The sequence below is a fragment of the Nonomuraea sp. NPDC049725 genome, from assembly GCF_040674795.1.
GTDB classification, from domain to species: Bacteria; Actinomycetota; Actinomycetes; order Streptosporangiales; family Streptosporangiaceae; genus Nonomuraea; species Nonomuraea ceibae.
Map to the genome: position 1 here is coordinate 310490 of NZ_JBFANJ010000006.1, position 14605 is coordinate 325094.

16 protein-coding genes are annotated in these 14605 nt (G+C 71.4%); 4 read left to right on the forward strand and 12 right to left on the reverse strand.

Translation table 11 applies throughout. The features are described 5' to 3' along the window. Positions 1-107: 107 nt before the first annotated feature. From AB0J53_RS18375 to AB0J53_RS18385, 3 genes are read right to left on the reverse strand one after another with little or no spacing between them, the layout of a single operon-like run. Positions 108-1322 carry an NADP-dependent isocitrate dehydrogenase gene (locus tag AB0J53_RS18375; RefSeq protein WP_364173467.1) on the reverse strand — a complete coding sequence of 405 codons (1215 nt, stop codon included), beginning with the start codon at positions 1320-1322 and terminating at the stop codon, positions 108-110. 53 nt (positions 1323-1375) lie between these two features. Further along, positions 1376-1672, reverse strand: a complete 297-nt coding sequence (locus AB0J53_RS18380) for a DUF3017 domain-containing protein (protein WP_219500691.1) — start codon at positions 1670-1672, stop codon at positions 1376-1378. 10 nt (positions 1673-1682) lie between these two features. After that, complete coding sequence (locus AB0J53_RS18385) at positions 1683-2804, reverse strand: citrate/2-methylcitrate synthase (protein ID WP_364173470.1); 1122 nt, start codon at positions 2802-2804, stop codon at positions 1683-1685. A 181-nt stretch (positions 2805-2985) separates the two neighbouring features. On the opposite strand from AB0J53_RS18385, the gene AB0J53_RS18390 reads away from it, so the two are divergent. Then, complete coding sequence (locus AB0J53_RS18390; RefSeq protein WP_219500688.1) at positions 2986-3627, forward strand: FHA domain-containing protein; 642 nt, start codon at positions 2986-2988, stop codon at positions 3625-3627. On the opposite strand, the gene AB0J53_RS18395 is transcribed toward AB0J53_RS18390, so the two are convergent. Together AB0J53_RS18395 and AB0J53_RS18400 are read right to left on the reverse strand one after the other, a co-directional pair. After that, positions 3601-4722, reverse strand: coding sequence for an anhydro-N-acetylmuramic acid kinase (locus tag AB0J53_RS18395; RefSeq protein WP_364173474.1), 1122 nt, complete (start codon positions 4720-4722; stop codon positions 3601-3603). The genes AB0J53_RS18390 and AB0J53_RS18395 overlap by 27 nt on opposite strands. 4 nt (positions 4723-4726) lie before the next feature. Next, positions 4727-6256: a family 10 glycosylhydrolase gene (locus AB0J53_RS18400; RefSeq protein WP_364173476.1), complete on the reverse strand. Its 1530-nt coding sequence runs from the start codon at positions 6254-6256 to the stop codon at positions 4727-4729. 88 nt (positions 6257-6344) lie between these two features. Here AB0J53_RS18400 and AB0J53_RS18405 point away from each other — a divergent pair, with 88 nt between their 5' ends. Both AB0J53_RS18405 and AB0J53_RS18410 read left to right on the forward strand, forming a co-directional pair. Beyond that, the gene (locus AB0J53_RS18405; protein WP_364173479.1) at positions 6345-7817 is read left to right on the forward strand and encodes a glycoside hydrolase family 3 N-terminal domain-containing protein; all 1473 of its coding nucleotides are present in this window, start codon (positions 6345-6347) and stop codon (positions 7815-7817) included. Further along, positions 7802-8689: a MurR/RpiR family transcriptional regulator gene (locus tag AB0J53_RS18410; protein WP_357584251.1), complete on the forward strand. Its 888-nt coding sequence runs from the start codon at positions 7802-7804 to the stop codon at positions 8687-8689. The genes AB0J53_RS18405 and AB0J53_RS18410 overlap by 16 nt, the downstream gene beginning before the upstream one ends. Positions 8690-8729: 40 nt before the next feature. Here the strand turns inward: AB0J53_RS18410 and AB0J53_RS18415 are convergent, their stop codons facing one another. Then, positions 8730-9278 carry a hypothetical protein gene (locus AB0J53_RS18415; protein ID WP_364173482.1) on the reverse strand — a complete coding sequence of 183 codons (549 nt, stop codon included), beginning with the start codon at positions 9276-9278 and terminating at the stop codon, positions 8730-8732. 124 nt (positions 9279-9402) lie between these two features. Between AB0J53_RS18415 and AB0J53_RS18420 the strand changes: the two genes are divergently transcribed. Then, positions 9403-10410, forward strand: coding sequence for a LysR family transcriptional regulator (locus tag AB0J53_RS18420; RefSeq protein WP_364173485.1), 1008 nt, complete (start codon positions 9403-9405; stop codon positions 10408-10410). 53 nt (positions 10411-10463) lie between these two features. Here the strand turns inward: AB0J53_RS18420 and tgmC are convergent, their stop codons facing one another. The 6 genes from tgmC to AB0J53_RS18450 all read right to left on the reverse strand — a co-directional run bounded on the left by tgmC (position 10464) and on the right by AB0J53_RS18450 (position 14584). Next, on the reverse strand, positions 10464-11612 hold the full coding sequence (tgmC, locus tag AB0J53_RS18425; RefSeq protein WP_364173488.1) for an ATP-grasp peptide maturase system methyltransferase: 1149 nt from the start codon (positions 11610-11612) through the stop codon (positions 10464-10466). Then, a complete protein-coding gene (gene tgmB / locus AB0J53_RS18430) occupies positions 11609-12565 on the reverse strand; it encodes an ATP-grasp ribosomal peptide maturase (protein WP_364173491.1) in 957 nt (318 codons plus the stop codon). The genes tgmC and tgmB overlap by 4 nt, the downstream gene beginning before the upstream one ends. Beyond that, on the reverse strand, positions 12565-12711 hold the full coding sequence (locus tag AB0J53_RS18435; RefSeq protein ID WP_364173494.1) for a hypothetical protein: 147 nt from the start codon (positions 12709-12711) through the stop codon (positions 12565-12567). The genes tgmB and AB0J53_RS18435 overlap by 1 nt, the downstream gene beginning before the upstream one ends. Before the next feature lie 79 nt (positions 12712-12790). Further along, entirely contained in the window at positions 12791-13549 is a 759-nt protein-coding gene (locus AB0J53_RS18440; RefSeq protein ID WP_364173497.1) for a GntR family transcriptional regulator, read from the reverse strand. A gap of 3 nt (positions 13550-13552) precedes the next feature. Beyond that, the gene (locus AB0J53_RS18445) at positions 13553-14098 is read right to left on the reverse strand and encodes a UTRA domain-containing protein (protein ID WP_364173500.1); all 546 of its coding nucleotides are present in this window, start codon (positions 14096-14098) and stop codon (positions 13553-13555) included. A gap of 84 nt (positions 14099-14182) precedes the next feature. Next, positions 14183-14584 (reverse strand): hypothetical protein, encoded by a 402-nt coding sequence (locus AB0J53_RS18450; RefSeq protein WP_357584267.1) that lies wholly within the window; start codon positions 14582-14584, stop codon positions 14183-14185. Positions 14585-14605: the final 21 nt, after the last annotated feature.

Consider the following 14605-nt stretch of genomic DNA (forward strand, 5'->3'; position numbering starts at 1 on the left):
CGATGCGTGCACGACTGTTACGGGAGGCTCGTACCCTGCACTGCGCCAAGAGATGGTCTCGACATGCGAAAAGGGCCGCCCGGAGGCGGCCCCTTCACGTGCGATGGTCAGGCCATCTTCTTCTTCAGGTTCTCGTCCAGCGCCGCCAGGAAGTCCTGGGTGGTCAGCCACTTGGCGTCGCCGCCGACGAGGAGCGCGAGGTCCTTGGTCATCTGGCCGCCCTCGACGGTCTCGATGCAGACCTGCTCCAGCTTGTTCGCGAACTCCGTCACCGCCGGGGTGTTGTCCAGCTTGCCGCGGTGGGCCAGGCCACGGGTCCACGCGAAGATCGAGGCGATCGGGTTCGTGGAGGTGGGCTTGCCCTGCTGGTGCTGGCGGTAGTGCCGGGTGACGGTGCCGTGCGCGGCCTCGGCCTCGACGGTGCGGCCGTCGGGGGACATCAGGACCGAGGTCATCAGGCCGAGCGAGCCGAAGCCCTGCGCGACCGTGTCGGACTGGACGTCGCCGTCGTAGTTCTTGCACGCCCAGACGTAGCCGCCCTCCCACTTGAGCGAGGCGGCGACCATGTCGTCGATGAGGCGGTGCTCGTAGGTGAGCCCGGCCTTCTCGAAGTCGGCCTTGAACTCGCTCTCGTAGACCTCGGCGAAGATGTCCTTGAAGCGGCCGTCGTACGCCTTGAGGATGGTGTTCTTGGTCGACAGGTAGACCGGGTAGTTGCGGGCCAGGCCGTAGCGCATGGAGGCGCGGGCGAAGTCGCGGATCGACTCGTCCAGGTTGTACATGGCCATGGCGACGCCGCCGCCCGGGAAGTCGTACACGTCGAGCTCGATCGGCTCGGAGCCGTCCTTCGGCGTGTAGGTGAGGGTCAGCGTGCCCTCGCCGGGGATCTTGAGGTCGGTGGCGCGATACTGGTCGCCGAAGGCGTGACGGCCGACGACGATCGGCTTGGTCCAGCCGGGGACGAGCCGCGGCACGTTGGACATGATGATCGGCTCGCGGAAGATGACGCCGCCGAGGATGTTGCGGATGGTCCCGTTCGGGGACTTCCACATCTTCTTGAGCCCGAACTCCTCCACCCGAGCCTCGTCGGGGGTGATGGTGGCGCACTTCACGCCGACGCCGTACTTGTTGATGGCGTTGGCCGCGTCGATCGTGACCTGGTCGTCCGTGGCGTCGCGGTGCTCGATGCCGAGGTCGTAGTACTTCAGGTCGACATCGAGATAGGGAAGGATCAGCTGGTCCTTGATGAACTGCCAGATGATCCGGGTCATCTCGTCGCCGTCAAGCTCGACGACGGGGCCCTCCACCTTGATCTTGGGCATGCGAATGGTTCCCCTTCAATGAATGGATGCGTTGAGGCTATCGGACGGCCTCGTCAACGTGCGAAAAGGGACAGGATCAACGCCTTGAGCTCGTTGTTGTAGAGCAACAGCGAGGTCAGCACGAGGACGAACCCGAACAGCCCCAGTGTGATCACGTCGGTCTTCTTGCTGCGCACGGCCAGCGGCCCGCCGTAGCCGGCGAACCGCAGCGCGGCGCCGACCATGACGACGGCGCCCAGCGCGAACCCGCCCCACCGCGGGTCCACGAGGAAGACCAGCCCCACGCCGACGGCCGCACCCGCCAGGATCAGCGGGTACGGCCCCCAGTTCTCGCGCCTCGTGTCGCTCAACTGACGTCGCTCATCGCTCGTCGATCGGCTTCCATTTCTGGTCCGTCTCGCCGATGTATTCGCTGTCCGGGCGGATCAGGCGGTTGTCGGCATGCTGCTCGATGACGTGCGCCGTCCAGCCGGACATGCGGCTGATCGAGAAGACGGGGGTGAACAGGTCGGTCGGGATCCCAAGGTAGTGGTAGACCGAGGCGGCGTAGAAGTCGACGTTGGGGTAGAGCCCCTTCGACTCGAAGACGACCTCTTCCATCTCCTTGGACATCCGATAGTAAGTGTCGTCGCCGGTCGAGGCGGCCAGTTCTTCCGACATCCGCCGCAGGTGGGTCGCCCGCGGGTCCTCCGTCTTGTAGACGCGGTGCCCGAAGCCCATGATCTTCTCGCCGGCGGCGAGCTTGTCGCGGACGGCCTGGGCGACGCCGGACGGCTCGATGGACTCCAGCGTCTTCATGACCTGCTCGTTGGCGCCGCCGTGCAGCGGGCCCTTGAGCGTGCCGATGGCGGCGACGATGGCGGAGTGCATGTCCGACAGTGTCGCGGCGCACACCCGGGCGGCGAACGTCGAGGCGTTCATGGTGTGGTCGGCGTGCAGCACCAGGCACTCGTCGAAGATCTCGACCGCGCGCTGGTCGGGGGTGCGGCCGGTGACCTGGAGCAGGAAGTTCGCGGCGATGCTGAGCGAAGGATCGGCCTCGATCGCCTGGGCGCCGGTGCGCGCCGCGTGGTAGCGGGCGATGAGCAGGCCCTGCTGCGCGGTGAGGCGGGCGGCCTTGCGCAGGTTCGCCTCGGGGCTGCTGGAGTCCTTGTCGGGGTCGTCGGCCCCGGCGAGCGAGACGAGGGTGCGCAGCGCCTCCATCGGTTTCTGCTTCTCGGCGATCTCGGAGATGTTCGCCGAGACCAGGCCGCCCAGCTCGCGGCCCCGCACCAGCTCCGCCGTGTACGCGTCGAGCTCGGCCCGGGTGGGCAGCTTGCCGCGTTGCAGCAGATGTGCGGTCTCTTCGAACATCGCGCGGCCGGCCAGGTCGTGGATGTCGTATCCGCGATAGAAGAGGCGACCGGCCTTCCCGTCGATGTCGCTGAGCGCTGTGGACGCGGCGACGACATCGGCAAGACCTTTGGTGGGCTTGTCCGCCATGAGTGTTTCCTCCGCTTATCTCCGCTCGAAGTCTACCCGTGAGCAGGCAAAACCGTCCGCAGAGGTCCAGACCAATTTCACGCGCGATTCTCCTTTCGGCAAAGGAGATTCCGCATCGCCACGTATGGGTAAGCCGGAGCTGTAGTAATAGTTACGGCGGGCTACCTGGGGAGGAACTGCCGTGGAGGGGCCGTTCATACGCATCGAGGACACCGGCGAGGTGGTCCCGTTGCGCCCCGAGATCACGACCGTGGGGAGGGGCCGGGGTGTGGACATCCGGCTCAGCGACCCCAGCGTGTCTCGGCTCCATGCCGAGTTCGTCAGGCGAGGACCCTACCTGTATGTCGTTGACCTGGGCCTGTCCCGCAACGGCACGCGGGTGAACGGCAGGCCGATCGCCCGGAGGGTGCTCGACGACGGCGACGTCGTCTCCTTCGGCGCGGCGCGCGGGCGCATCGGCGGAGTCCCCCGTGAGGACTTCGCCCCCGAGGTCGAGCTGCGCAGGGCCGCGGCGCCCGAGCTGACCAGGCGCGAGGTCGACGTGCTGACCTCGCTCTGCCGGCCGGCGCTGTCGGACGAGGCGTTCGTCGCCCCGGCCACCGCACGGGAGATCGCCGACGACCTGGTCGTGACCGAAGCCGCGGTCAAGCAGCACCTGCTGCGGCTGTATCAGAAGTTCAGGATCCCCGAAGGCACCAACCGGCGCACCCGCCTCGCCAACGAGGTCGTGGCGCTGGGTCTGGTGCGGCCGACCCCTGTGGTGCCACCACAGCGGTCGGGCGCCGCCACCGAGCCGTCAGCGGCGGGGCGCAGGGCTTCCTGAGAACCGGATCGCGACCGGGGCTTCGGCGAGGGGTTCCGGCAGCGTCAGCGGATCGGAACCCGGCGTGATCGTGCCCAGCACCCGCGCGCCAGTGGCGCCGGTGCAGCTGGGCACGGTGGCGGGCAGGCCGTGCGCGGTGAGCCAGCCGAACAGCGAGAAGGCGATCGCCTCCTTGCCGTCGGCCGGCACGCCGAGCTCGTCGCTGGTGACGAACTCGGCCTGCGACGCGCGGGCGCGGAGCATGCCCATGAGCGTGGGGTTGCGTGCTCCGCCGCCGGAGACGATCACGGTGTCGAGCCGGTGCCGGCGCACCTCGGCCGCCACCGTCTCGGCGGTCAGCGCGGTCAGCGTCGCCACCAGGTCCGCCTGCGGCAGCGCGGCCTTGACGTAGCCGGGGGTGAACAGCTCCTTGCCGGTGGACTTGGGCGGTTCCAGCCGGTAGTACGGCTCGGCGAGCAGCTCGCGCAGCAGGTTCTCGTCCACCGTGCCCGTCGCCCCCAGCTTCCCGTCCCTGTCGTACGGGGGCGCGGCGGCGTCGATGAGCGCGCAGGCGGGGCCGGTGTCGTAGGCGATGGCCGGGTCGCGCACGGTCAGGTTGGCGATGCCGCCCAGGTTCAGCGCCCCGGTGCGGCCCGGCAGCCCGGCCATGAGCAGCAGGTCCAGGTACGACACCAGGGGCGCGCCCTGGCCGCCTGCCGCCACGTCGCGCGCCCGTACGTCCGAGACCACCGGCACGCCGGTGCGCTCGGCGATCCAGGCGGGCTGGCCGAGCTGGAGCGTGCCGCGCACGCGGCCGTCCTCCACCCAGTGGAAGAGCGTCTGGCCGTGCGAGCAGACCAGGTCGGCCGCCGGCGCGCCGGCGGCCACCTCGGCGAACGCCTGGCCGATGAGCGTGTCGAGCGCGCAGACCTCGCCGAAGTCGACGCGGCCGGGCGGCAGCGCGGCCGTGATGCGCGCTCTCAGTTCGGGCGGGTACGGCCTCTCCCCGAGCTCGACGAGGGCGCCGGTGAGCACGCCGCCGTCGAGCGACCAGTCCACGAGGGCGCTGTCGATGCCGTCGTGGGACGTGCCCGAGATGAGGCCGAGAACCCGCATGGCGTCAGACCACCCGGAAGCCGCGGCTGGGCTCGCTGGTCCGGTTGGCCCGGTCGACCGCCACCGCGTAGTAGTGGTCGCCGCGCTTGCCCTCGGGGTCGACCCAGCGCACCTGCCGGTCGCCCGGCACGACGGCCACCAGGTGGCGGGCGTCGCCGAACGCCGAGGCGGAGGCCCGCTCCGGGAACCGGAAGATGGCGAACTGGAACGGCTCGTCCCGGCCCGTCGCCACCGCCCGCACCTCGACCCCGCCGTGGCGGCGCAGCGCGTAGGCCACCACCGGGCGGCGCGGCGCGGCGCCGTCGGCCAGCCTCGGCAGGACCGGGGCGAGCGCGGGGCGCGTGTAGTGGTCGGTCACGGCGGTGCTGATCGAGGTGACCCGGTCGGCGCGCAGGTCGTTGGCGTTGTACCAGATGTCGCCGCTGATCTCCGGGTGGTTCCGGTTGAGCGTGAGGTGGTCGGACAGCTCCTTCGGGTCCTGCCACTCGGGCGCCTGCGCGGGGTCGCCGGCCTTGTAGGCGGCCTGGCCGATCCACAGCAGCGTGCCGGTCCCGCTCGCCACGTCGGACCACCACGGCACCAGCTTGGAGTAGTCGGCCGGGGGCTGGCCGATGTACCAGTAGAGCTGCGGCGCGATGTAGTCGAGCCAGCCCTTCTTCACCCAGCCGCGGGTGTCGGCGTGCAGGTTGTCGTACGACTGGCCGCCGCTGGTCTCCGAGCCGAGCGGGTCGGTGCCCTTGTTGCGCCAGATGCCCGACGGGCTGATGCCCCAGGCGACCTCCGGCTTGACCTCGCGGACCCGCTGCTGCATCTCCGAGACCATGAGGTCGACGTTGTGCCGCCGCCAGCTCGCCAGGTCGGGGAAGCCGCCGCCGTACTGGGCGAACGCGGCGCTGTCGTCGAAGGCCGTGCTGTTGGTGGGGTAGAAGTAGTCGTCGAAGTGCAGGCCGTCGATGTCGTAGCGGGCCAGCGCGTCGAGCATCGCGTCCTGGCAGAACTTGCGCACCTCGGGCATGCCCGGGTTGTAGTAGAGCTTGCCGCCGAACGGCAGGATCCAGTCGGGGTGCTTGCGGCCGGGGTGGTCGGGGTGCAGTTTGGCCGGGTCGGCCTGCATCGACACCCGGTACGGGTTGAACCAGGCGTGGAAGGCCAGGCCGCGCTTGTGCGTCTCCTCGACGGCGAAGCCGAGCGGGTCGTAGCCGGGGTCCTGTCCCTGGGTGCCGGTCAGCCAGTGCGACCACGGCTCGAACGGCGACGGCCAGAACGCGTCGGCGGTCGGCCTGATCTGCACGAACACCGAGTTGAGCTTGCGCTCGACGGCCAGGTCGAGCCAGGCGAGGTATTCGGCCTTCTGCTCCTCGACGCTCAGGCCCTGCTTGGAGGGCCAGTTGATGTTGACCACGGAGGCGATCCACATGCCGCGCATCTGGCGCAGCGGTGGCACGTAGTCCGTGGCCGCGAACGCGGGCAGCGGCACGGCGGAAGCGGCGGCGGCGAGGGCGAGGCCCTTCAGGAGAGTCCGTCTGCTGGGCATGGGGGGTGGCCTCTCGGAAGTGGTTGTGTCTGGGGCGACGATGACAGAAAATTACCTTCAGATCAACAACTGTGAAGGAAAATGCCGCATGACCGCTGACCTGTACCGACTGGCCATGGCAGTGCTTCAGCCCGGCTACGAGGGAACCACCGTTCCCGACTGGATGCGCCGAGCGCTGGGCCAGGGCCTCGGCGGCGTCGTGCTGTTCGCGCGCAACGACCCGCGACCGCAGGTCGTCGCCGAGATCCGCGCCGCGAATCCGGCCGCCGTCGTCGCCGTCGACGAGGAAGGCGGCGCCGTGACCCGGTTCGAGGTCGCCACCGGCAGCTCCTTCCCCGGCAACCGCGCGCTCGGCGTCGCCGACGACGTGGCGCTCACCGAGCGGGTCGGCCGCGAGATCGGCCGCCTGCTGGCCCGGTCCGACGTCACGCTCGACTACGCCCCCGCCGCCGACGTGAACGCCAACCCGGCCAATCCGGTCATCGGCATCCGATCCTTCGGCCCCGACCCCGACCTGGTCGCCCGCCACACCGTCGCCTACGTCAACGGCGTGCAGGGCGCCGGCGTCGCCGCCTGCGCCAAGCACTTCCCCGGCCACGGCGACACCACCACCGACTCCCACCTGGCCCTGCCCACCGTGCACGCCACGCGCGACGAGCTCGCCGAACGCGACCTGCCGCCGTTCCGCGCCGCCGTGGCCGCCGGGGTGCGCTCGATCATGTGCGGCCACCTGCTGATCCCCGCGCTCGACCCCGACCTGCCCGCCACGCTCAGCCGCGCCGTCCTCACCGACCTGCTGCGGGGCGAGCTCGGCTTCGACGGCCTGCTCGTCACCGACGCCATCGAGATGAAGGCCGTGGCCGCGCGCTTCACCCCCGGCGAGATCGCCGTCCGCTCCCTCGCCGCCGGCGTCGACGCCATCTGCGCCGGCCACGTCACCGAGGACAGCCTGTACGAGCTCCGCGACGCCATCGTCGAGGCCGTCAAGACCGGGCAACTGGCCGAGGAACGGCTCGCCGAGGCCGCCGGCCGGGTCGCCGCCCTGTCCGGCTGGTACGCCGCCCAGGCCCCCGCCCGCCAGGCCGCGCTCGCCGAACCGGCCACCGACGCCGGACTGGAGGCCGCCCGGGCGGCGCTGACCCCGACCGGAACCGTCACCCTCACCAGCCCGCCCCTGGTCGTGGAGGTCAACACGCGCTTCAACCAGGCCGTCGACCCGGCCACCCCCACCGGCATCACCGCCGCCCTGACCGCCCTGCTCCCCGGCACCACCCGGGTCCAGATGGAGCCCGACGGCCCGCTCCCCCGCCTCGGCGCCGGGCTCGCCGCCAAGGTCGGCCTCGGCTCCAGCGCCGACCGGCGCCCCGTCGTCCTCGTCGTGCACGACGCCGCCCGCCACCCGTGGGTCCGCGACCGCATCGCCCAGGCCGTCCAGGAGCGCCCCGACGTGATCGTGGTCGACACCGGCATCCCCGACGCCCCCGCCGGCGCCGTCCACCTGGCCACCCACGGCATCTCCCGCGTCTCGGCCCAGGCGGCGGCCGAATGGCTCACCTCGTGACCGGCACCGTCGACGGCGAGCCGGCCAGCCCGGTCGCGGCCGTACGGGCCGTGCTGCCCTCACTCACCCCCGCCGCCCAGTCGATCGCCCGCATCATCCTCGACGACCCCGGCCTGGTCGTCAGGAGCACGATCACCGAGTTCAGCGTGGTGTCGGGGACGAGCGAGGCCACCATCGTCCGGACCGCCCGCGCCCTGGGCTTCAGCGGCTACTCCCAGATGCGCTTCGCCCTGGCCGCCGCCGTCGCCAAGGAGCCCGAACGGCTCGTCCCCGGCGACCTCGGCCCCGACGACCCGCTGACCGACGTGATCGCCAAGGTCGCCCGCGCCGAGTCGGAGGCGCTCGCCGACACCGCCGCCCAGCTCGACCCGGACGGCCTCGGCGAGGTCGTCACGGCCATCGCCGGCGCGCGCCGCGTCGACGTGTACGGCGTCGCCGCCTCCGGGCTGGTGGCCGCCGACATGTCGCAGAAGCTGCTGCGGATCGGGCTGTCCAGCCACCCGTTCAGCGACGCGCACCTGGCGCTGACCAGCGCCGCGCTGCTGCGCGGCGGGGACGTGGTGGTGGCCATCAGTTGCAGCGGGGAGACGCCCGACGTCCTCGTGCCGGCCCGCACGGCGGCCGACGCGGGGGCGCTGGTGGTCGCGATCACCAACAACCCGCGCTCCTCGCTGGCCGGGGTGGCCGACCACACGCTGGTGTCGGCCGGACGCGAGACGGCGTTCCGGCCCGGCGCCCTGGCCAGCCGCATCAGCCAGCTCCTGATCGTGGACTGCATCTTCGTGGGACTGGCCCAGCGGACCTACGACCGGGCAGACGCGGCCATCCGCGCCACCCGCGAAGCCACGGACCGCTACCGCCACCGCTCCTAGGGCGCCCGCCTGGCAGGCGGACGCCCCGGGGCCCGTCGGGTCAGCCCCGGCGGATCCAGAACGACTCGATGCGGTCGTTCATGTAGTAGCCGACGAAGCCGACGTCCACGCACTCGCAGGCGTTGGCGGTGCCGTTCCAGGTCTGCTGGTCACCCGAGACGTTCACCAGGTCGTAGCCCGTGGCGACGCTGCACCGGTTCCAGGTGACGAACCCGGAGATGCGGTTGGCCCAGAAGCCCTCCGCCCGCACCCGGTAACCGTCGGAGTCACACGGGCCGTAGTCGCCGTAGATGCGGCCGACCGTCGTGGGCGGGTCGTTGAAGGCGTGCTCGTTCCACTCCATCAGCAGCGTGCGCGCCTGGATGCTGACGTCGGTCCGGGCCGCCTCCGGGTCGGTGCCGCACGACCTCGACAGGATCGGCGACAGCTCCCCCTTGGGCGCCTTGCCCACGACGATGTTGCAGTACTGCGTCTTCCCCGCCTTCCCCGTGTCGGCCGGCGTGGGTGTGGCCAGGGCCGCGCCCTGCGCGCCGACGAGCCCCGCCGCCAGCAGGGTGATCACGACGGCGAGCCTGTTCCAGATCCTCATTGCGCTCCTTGCCGATCGTTTGACAACTGGCTCCGGACGAGCCGGGTTCCATGCTCGTCCGGCAGGCCCTGACGGCAAAGGAAAATTCGATTCCCATCGAATTTTCATTGATAGCATCCGGTATATGGATTCTTCACCGAGCGCGGTTTCGCCGTGCCGGGGGAAGCCCCGGGGGATTGCCCGTTCCAGAGAGGCGCACAAGGAGCCGTCCACCGGAACGAGTGGCGGCGACCCGAGCCCGCACCAGCTGCGATTACTGCTCGTCCTCGCCGAAGAGCTGCACTTCGGCAGGGCGGCGGCACGGCTGTTCATGACACAGCCCGCGTTCAGCAAGCAGATCAAGGCCCTCGAACACCGGCTGCGAGTCCGGCTGATCGAGCGCACCAGCCGCAGCGTCGAGCTCACCACCACCGGGAGGAGCCTGCTGCCGGCGATCCGGGCCGCCGTCACCGCCCTGGACGCGCTGCGCCGGGAGGCCGGCGAGCACGCCGCGACCGTCACCGGGCGGCTGGCCATCGGCACCGTCGGCGCGGAGGCCGCGATGCCCCACACCCGCGCCATCCTCGACCGCCTCCATGACCACTACCCGGGCATCGACGTGCGGCTTTCCACCCTCAACTTCGCCGACCACCTCGGCGCGCTCATCCGCGGCGACGTCGACGTCGTCTTCTCCCGGCCGCCCGCGCCGCCCGGCATCGGCCTCCAGGTCCTGGCCACCGAACCCCGCGTGGTCTGCCTGCCCGCCGACGACCCGCTGGCCGCCGAGCCCTGGCTCACCCTCGCCCAGCTCGGCGAGCACACCTTCGTCGACATGCCGGCCGAGGTGCCGCGCGTCTGGCGCGACTTCTGGGCGGTGAACCCGCGCCCCGACGGCCGCCCGGTGCGCTTCGGGCCCGTCGTCCCCGACATGGAGGCGCTGCTTCTCTCCGTCGCCCGCGGCGAGGCCGCCGGCTTTCTGCCCGCCGCCGCACGCGATTTCTATCCACGGCCCGGGGTGCGTTATCTCGACGTGGTGGATCTTTCTCCGAGTACGTCCGCGCTGGCCTGGTTGCAGACCGAACGCGACCGCCCGGTCGTCGCCGCCATCCGCCAGGCGGCCCGCACCTTTCTCTCCCACCATTCGGACGCCTGATATTCACCTGACTCCCTGAGTAAAGGACAGCGGCTTCGGCCTTTTCCGGCGGCTCACGCCGGCAGGCTCCACGACGGCCCGCCCGGATCACCGAGCCACACCCGCTGGCCCTGCGGGGCGACGGTGAGCCCGAACGCCGAGACGGGCGGGCTCCCCGCCTCCCGCCAGGTCTCGATCGCGTCCTCGGCGGCGTCCCACAGGCGCAGGGGGCCGTGCTGGCGCACCCTCCAGCCGCCTCCGGGCGCGGGCTCGGTCGTGGCCTGGGAGCCGGTCGCCACGTCCAGGAGCACGACGTGGTCCCCGGCGCCCAGCAGCTCCGCGGACGGAACTCCCAGCTGGGCCACGAACCGGGCGGCCGGGTCGTCCAGCACGGCCGGGGCGATCCGCGTCTCGCGCTGCTCGCCGAGGCGGAGCAGGTAGTGGGCGCGTGAGGGCCGGTCGTGCGGCCTGGCGAACATGAACGACAGCTCATCAGGCAGGAACCGCCCGCCGGCCCCGCCGGGCTCCACCGTGAGATGCGCCAGGACCGTGCCTCCCAGCCATCCGGACAACGGGGTCGTAATGGTGCCGCCGTCCCGTACCTGCCAGATCCAGGGCGCGGGGATGTAGCGCACCGAGCAGGTGGCGATCAGGCGGTCGTACTCGGCGTCCCTGTCGTAGGCCGTCAGCCCGTCACCGACGATCAGAGCCGGCGCGTGCCCGGCGGATTCGAGGGCCGCCCTGGCACGGGCCGCCACCGCCGGGTCGAACTCGACCGACGTCACCTGACCTGCGCCGAGGCGCTCACACAGCAGGCCGGTGGAGTAGCCCGTGCCGGTGCCGATCTCCAGCACCCGGTCCCCCTCGGCGATCTCGGCCCGTTCCAGCATCTTCACCACCAGGCTGGGCAGCGTCGAAGAGGAGGTCGGCGCCCCGGGCAGCGCCCGCGTGGCGTCCTCGGCCAGGACGCCGTCGACCTGCGTCACCCAGCTCCGATCCGCATAGGCCATGCGCGACCAGGTCTCGGGATCCGTCCGGTCGCGCCGGACCGGACGCCAGAGCGTGCCCTGCGCGCCGTCGTCCGGGTGGAAGACGGCGTCGCCGAGGAACAGCTCACGCGGCACGGCGGCGACCGCCTCGATCCAGCGCCGATCCGTGACGCCCTTCTCCGAGGCCAGGAGTCCGGCCAGCTCCTGCCTGTGCCGCGCCGCGGATGAGCTCATCGTCGCGCTTCCGCTGTCGTGAGGTGATCGGCTATCGCGTGAGCTATCGGCCGCGAGATGTCCGGGCCGAACCAGCCCCATTGGCCGTTCGGATTGCACTCCAGGAACACCCAGTCGCCGTCAGGCGTCAGGGAGAAGTCGAACGCGCCGAAGTCCAGCCGGAACGCGTCGAGGTAGGCGCGCATCCCCCGCACGATCGTGGGCGGCGCGTCCACCGGCGTGTAGGTCAGGGACGGGTAGTCCTGGCGCCAGTCGAGCCGGGGCGCACCGTCGATGCGAACGGCGAACGCCCTCTCGCCCACCATCGTCACCCGGACGTCGGCGACCTTGCGCACCCGCTCCTGGAACAGGTGCGCGGCGCCGCCCACCCGCTCGTCGAGCGTCCCGGGGTCGATCACGTCCGCCCAGATGGTCCGCGCCTCACCATCCGCATTCCGGTACGGGGTCGACCACAGCGGCTTGTAGACCACGTCGCCCACGGCGGACGCGAACGACCGGACGCTGTCGAGACTGTTGGTCACCAGCGTCCGCGGCACCCTGAGCCCGGCGGTCACGGCGGTGGCGAGCTGGACCGGCTTGTGCTCGGCGTCCCGGTTGCGCCAGGGGTGGTTGAGGTAGCGGGCCCCCGGCAGCGCGGCGAGGACGCCGCCCAGCCCGAAGCGTGACTGGTCGGCCACCCATCGGCCGGTGTGCTCGTCCAGATGTCGCGGCGGCCGGTAGGGCGTGGGGTGACGCCAGTAGACCGCCTGCACGCCGAGCAGGTCGAGCCTGCGCGTCGCGGTCTCGATCGAGCCGGCCAGGCCGGTGTCGCCGACCGAGGCCGAGAGGGTCAGCTCGTGGGGGAAGTCGGCGCCGGGGTCGAACCGCACCACCGGGACCTCCCGGTCGCGCAGCTCGGCCAGCACCAGGTCGGCCGTGGGGTCGTCCACGCAGGACACCACCAGCACCGGCATCAGTCGGACACCCAGTCGGTCGTGGAGTCCTGCTTGCCGTGGCCACCGCCGCTGCCGTCGCCGTCGGGCATGGGCGGCGCGGTGGCCGTCGGCCGCTCGACGTTGGACCCGTGCTTGGCGGCCTCGATCACTGGGAAGGGAGCCATCCGGCTCACTCCCCAGGGGACGTACGAACGGCGCATGGCGCTTCTCCGATCATCCGCGGGGGAGCCCCACCATACTTCTTTACTCCCTAAGGGGGTAAGCATTTCGGTAAGCCAGCTCGTACCGGTGGCCGCCCTTGACGAGCACCTGCACCTCGACCGGCCGCCCGCCGTCCGCGTACACCGTCCGGAACGTCCGCAGCACGGGCACGTCGTCGGGCAGGTGCAGCAGTTCCAGCTCCTCGGTCGTGGGCAGCCGCGCCGAGACCCGGTCCGCCCACTCGACCGGCGGCAGCCCCAGGTCGGCGAGGACCCGTGCGGTGCCCCCGGGGATCTTGCGCCGCCCGACGAGGGGAGTCCCGTCGGCGATCTCCAGCGGATGGTAGATCCAGGCCAGCTCGGTCGGCTGCTGATCGAGCAGCAACAGCAGGCGCCGCATCGACACCCGCTCGCCCCACAGCCGGGCCACCTCGACCGGCGGCCGCACGGTCGCCACCTCCAGGATCCGGATCGCGCCGCGCCGGCCTCGCGCCTCGGCCTCGCTCGTCCAGGGGTACGGCATGCCGTCGGCGGGCGGCCGGTGGTAGGCGGCGGGTTCGAGGGCGAGGACCGAATCGTCCCGCACGTACACCCCGACTCCGGCACGACCTATCAGGAACCCCTCGTCCTTGAGCACGCTCAACGCCCGCTGAACCGTCTGGTTCGTGACGTCGTAGGTGGACATGAGCTGTTGCGTCGTCGGCAGACGGGTGCCGGGCGCCAGGTCCCCTGACATGACCCGCGCCCGGATCTCCGCCGCGATCTGCTGATGCCTCGGACGCCCGTCCTCCTTGGTCGCCACCGCTCAGCCCGCCTTCAGCCGGTAGCGGAAGTGACGCCCCTCGGGCCGCATCGTCATCACGGAGACCTCGTACGGCACGCCGTCCGCGGTCGAGCTGACCCGGACGAGCTGGATGACCAGGGCGCCGGCCGGCAGCGCCAGCTCGTGCGCCTCGTCCTGCTCCGCCCGCCTCACGGAAAGGTCCTCGACCACCTCGTCGGCCACGTAACCGAGCTCGGCCAGCAGCGTCGGGGCGCCGCCCCGGATCTTCCGGGGCTCCGCGAGCCCCGTGCCCGCCGCGACGGACCGGGGGTAGTAGGAGTCGGTGAGCTCGACCGGCCGGTCCTCCTCCAGCATGACGCGCCGCCGTACCACCGCCCGCTCACCGTCGGCGAGGCCGAGTGCGGCGGCCACGAAGCCGGGAGGCTCGGTCTCGCCCGCTTCGCGGAGCCTCTGGGAGCCGCGCCGGCCGTGCTCGGCCAGCTCTTCAGTCCAGGCGTCAGGCTCCCCCGGCGTGCGCGGCGCCACGTAGCGCGCGGTGCTGCCCAGCCAATCGTGACGATCGTTCATCCTTACCCCCATATCCGGTTAGGTAGTAAAGGACACCACGATCTCCACAGTACTTTCGCCGATGCCGCGCGGACCGGCGCGAGGTCACGCGGCGTCGAGGGCTTCGGTGATCTTGCGGGCCATGTCGGCGCTGATGGGGCTGGGGTCGCCGTTGTGGGCGCGGGCGGCCGTGTCGACGGCGAGGAGGACGGTGGTGCGGAAGTTGCCGGCCTCGGCCGGGGCCTGCCGCTTGAGCAGGGCCATGGCCTCCGTCAGGGCGGGCAGCACGTGGTCGGCGAGCGCGGCCACGGACTTGCCGTACAGGTTGACGGCCGTGGAGGTGTCGGCGAGCACGTGGCCGACCAGGCCGGTGGCCGAGGACAGGGCGACGGAGCCCTGGGTGGCGGCCTTGTGCGGCTTGCCGGAGGCGGCGGCCATCAGCGAGACGGCGCCGTAGGCGGCGGTGCGCAGGGTGAGCTGGTCCTGTTCGGCGAGGGTGATGGACATGGTGGTCGTCTCCGATCCGCT

Bases quoted from the DNA above. Each gene is read 5' to 3' on its own strand.
- AB0J53_RS18375 (WP_364173467.1), bottom strand. From the start codon at position 1,322: ATGCCCAAGATCAAGGTGGAGGGCCCCGTCGTCGAGCTTGACGGCGAC.
- AB0J53_RS18385 (WP_364173470.1), bottom strand. From the start codon at position 2,804: ATGGCGGACAAGCCCACCAAAGGTCTTGCCGATGTCGTCGCCGCGTCC.
- AB0J53_RS18395 (WP_364173474.1), bottom strand. From the start codon at position 4,722: ATGCGGGTTCTCGGCCTCATCTCGGGCACGTCCCACGACGGCATCGAC.
- AB0J53_RS18400 (WP_364173476.1), bottom strand. From the start codon at position 6,256: ATGCCCAGCAGACGGACTCTCCTGAAGGGCCTCGCCCTCGCCGCCGCC.
- AB0J53_RS18405 (WP_364173479.1), top strand. From the start codon at position 6,345: ATGACCGCTGACCTGTACCGACTGGCCATGGCAGTGCTTCAGCCCGGC.
- AB0J53_RS18410 (WP_357584251.1), top strand. From the start codon at position 7,802: ATGGCTCACCTCGTGACCGGCACCGTCGACGGCGAGCCGGCCAGCCCG.
- AB0J53_RS18415 (WP_364173482.1), bottom strand. From the start codon at position 9,278: ATGAGGATCTGGAACAGGCTCGCCGTCGTGATCACCCTGCTGGCGGCG.
- AB0J53_RS18420 (WP_364173485.1), top strand. From the start codon at position 9,403: ATGGATTCTTCACCGAGCGCGGTTTCGCCGTGCCGGGGGAAGCCCCGG.
- tgmC (WP_364173488.1), bottom strand. From the start codon at position 11,612: ATGAGCTCATCCGCGGCGCGGCACAGGCAGGAGCTGGCCGGACTCCTG.
- tgmB (WP_364173491.1), bottom strand. From the start codon at position 12,565: ATGCCGGTGCTGGTGGTGTCCTGCGTGGACGACCCCACGGCCGACCTG.
- AB0J53_RS18435 (WP_364173494.1), bottom strand. From the start codon at position 12,711: ATGGCTCCCTTCCCAGTGATCGAGGCCGCCAAGCACGGGTCCAACGTC.
- AB0J53_RS18445 (WP_364173500.1), bottom strand. From the start codon at position 14,098: ATGAACGATCGTCACGATTGGCTGGGCAGCACCGCGCGCTACGTGGCG.
- AB0J53_RS18450 (WP_357584267.1), bottom strand. From the start codon at position 14,584: ATGTCCATCACCCTCGCCGAACAGGACCAGCTCACCCTGCGCACCGCC.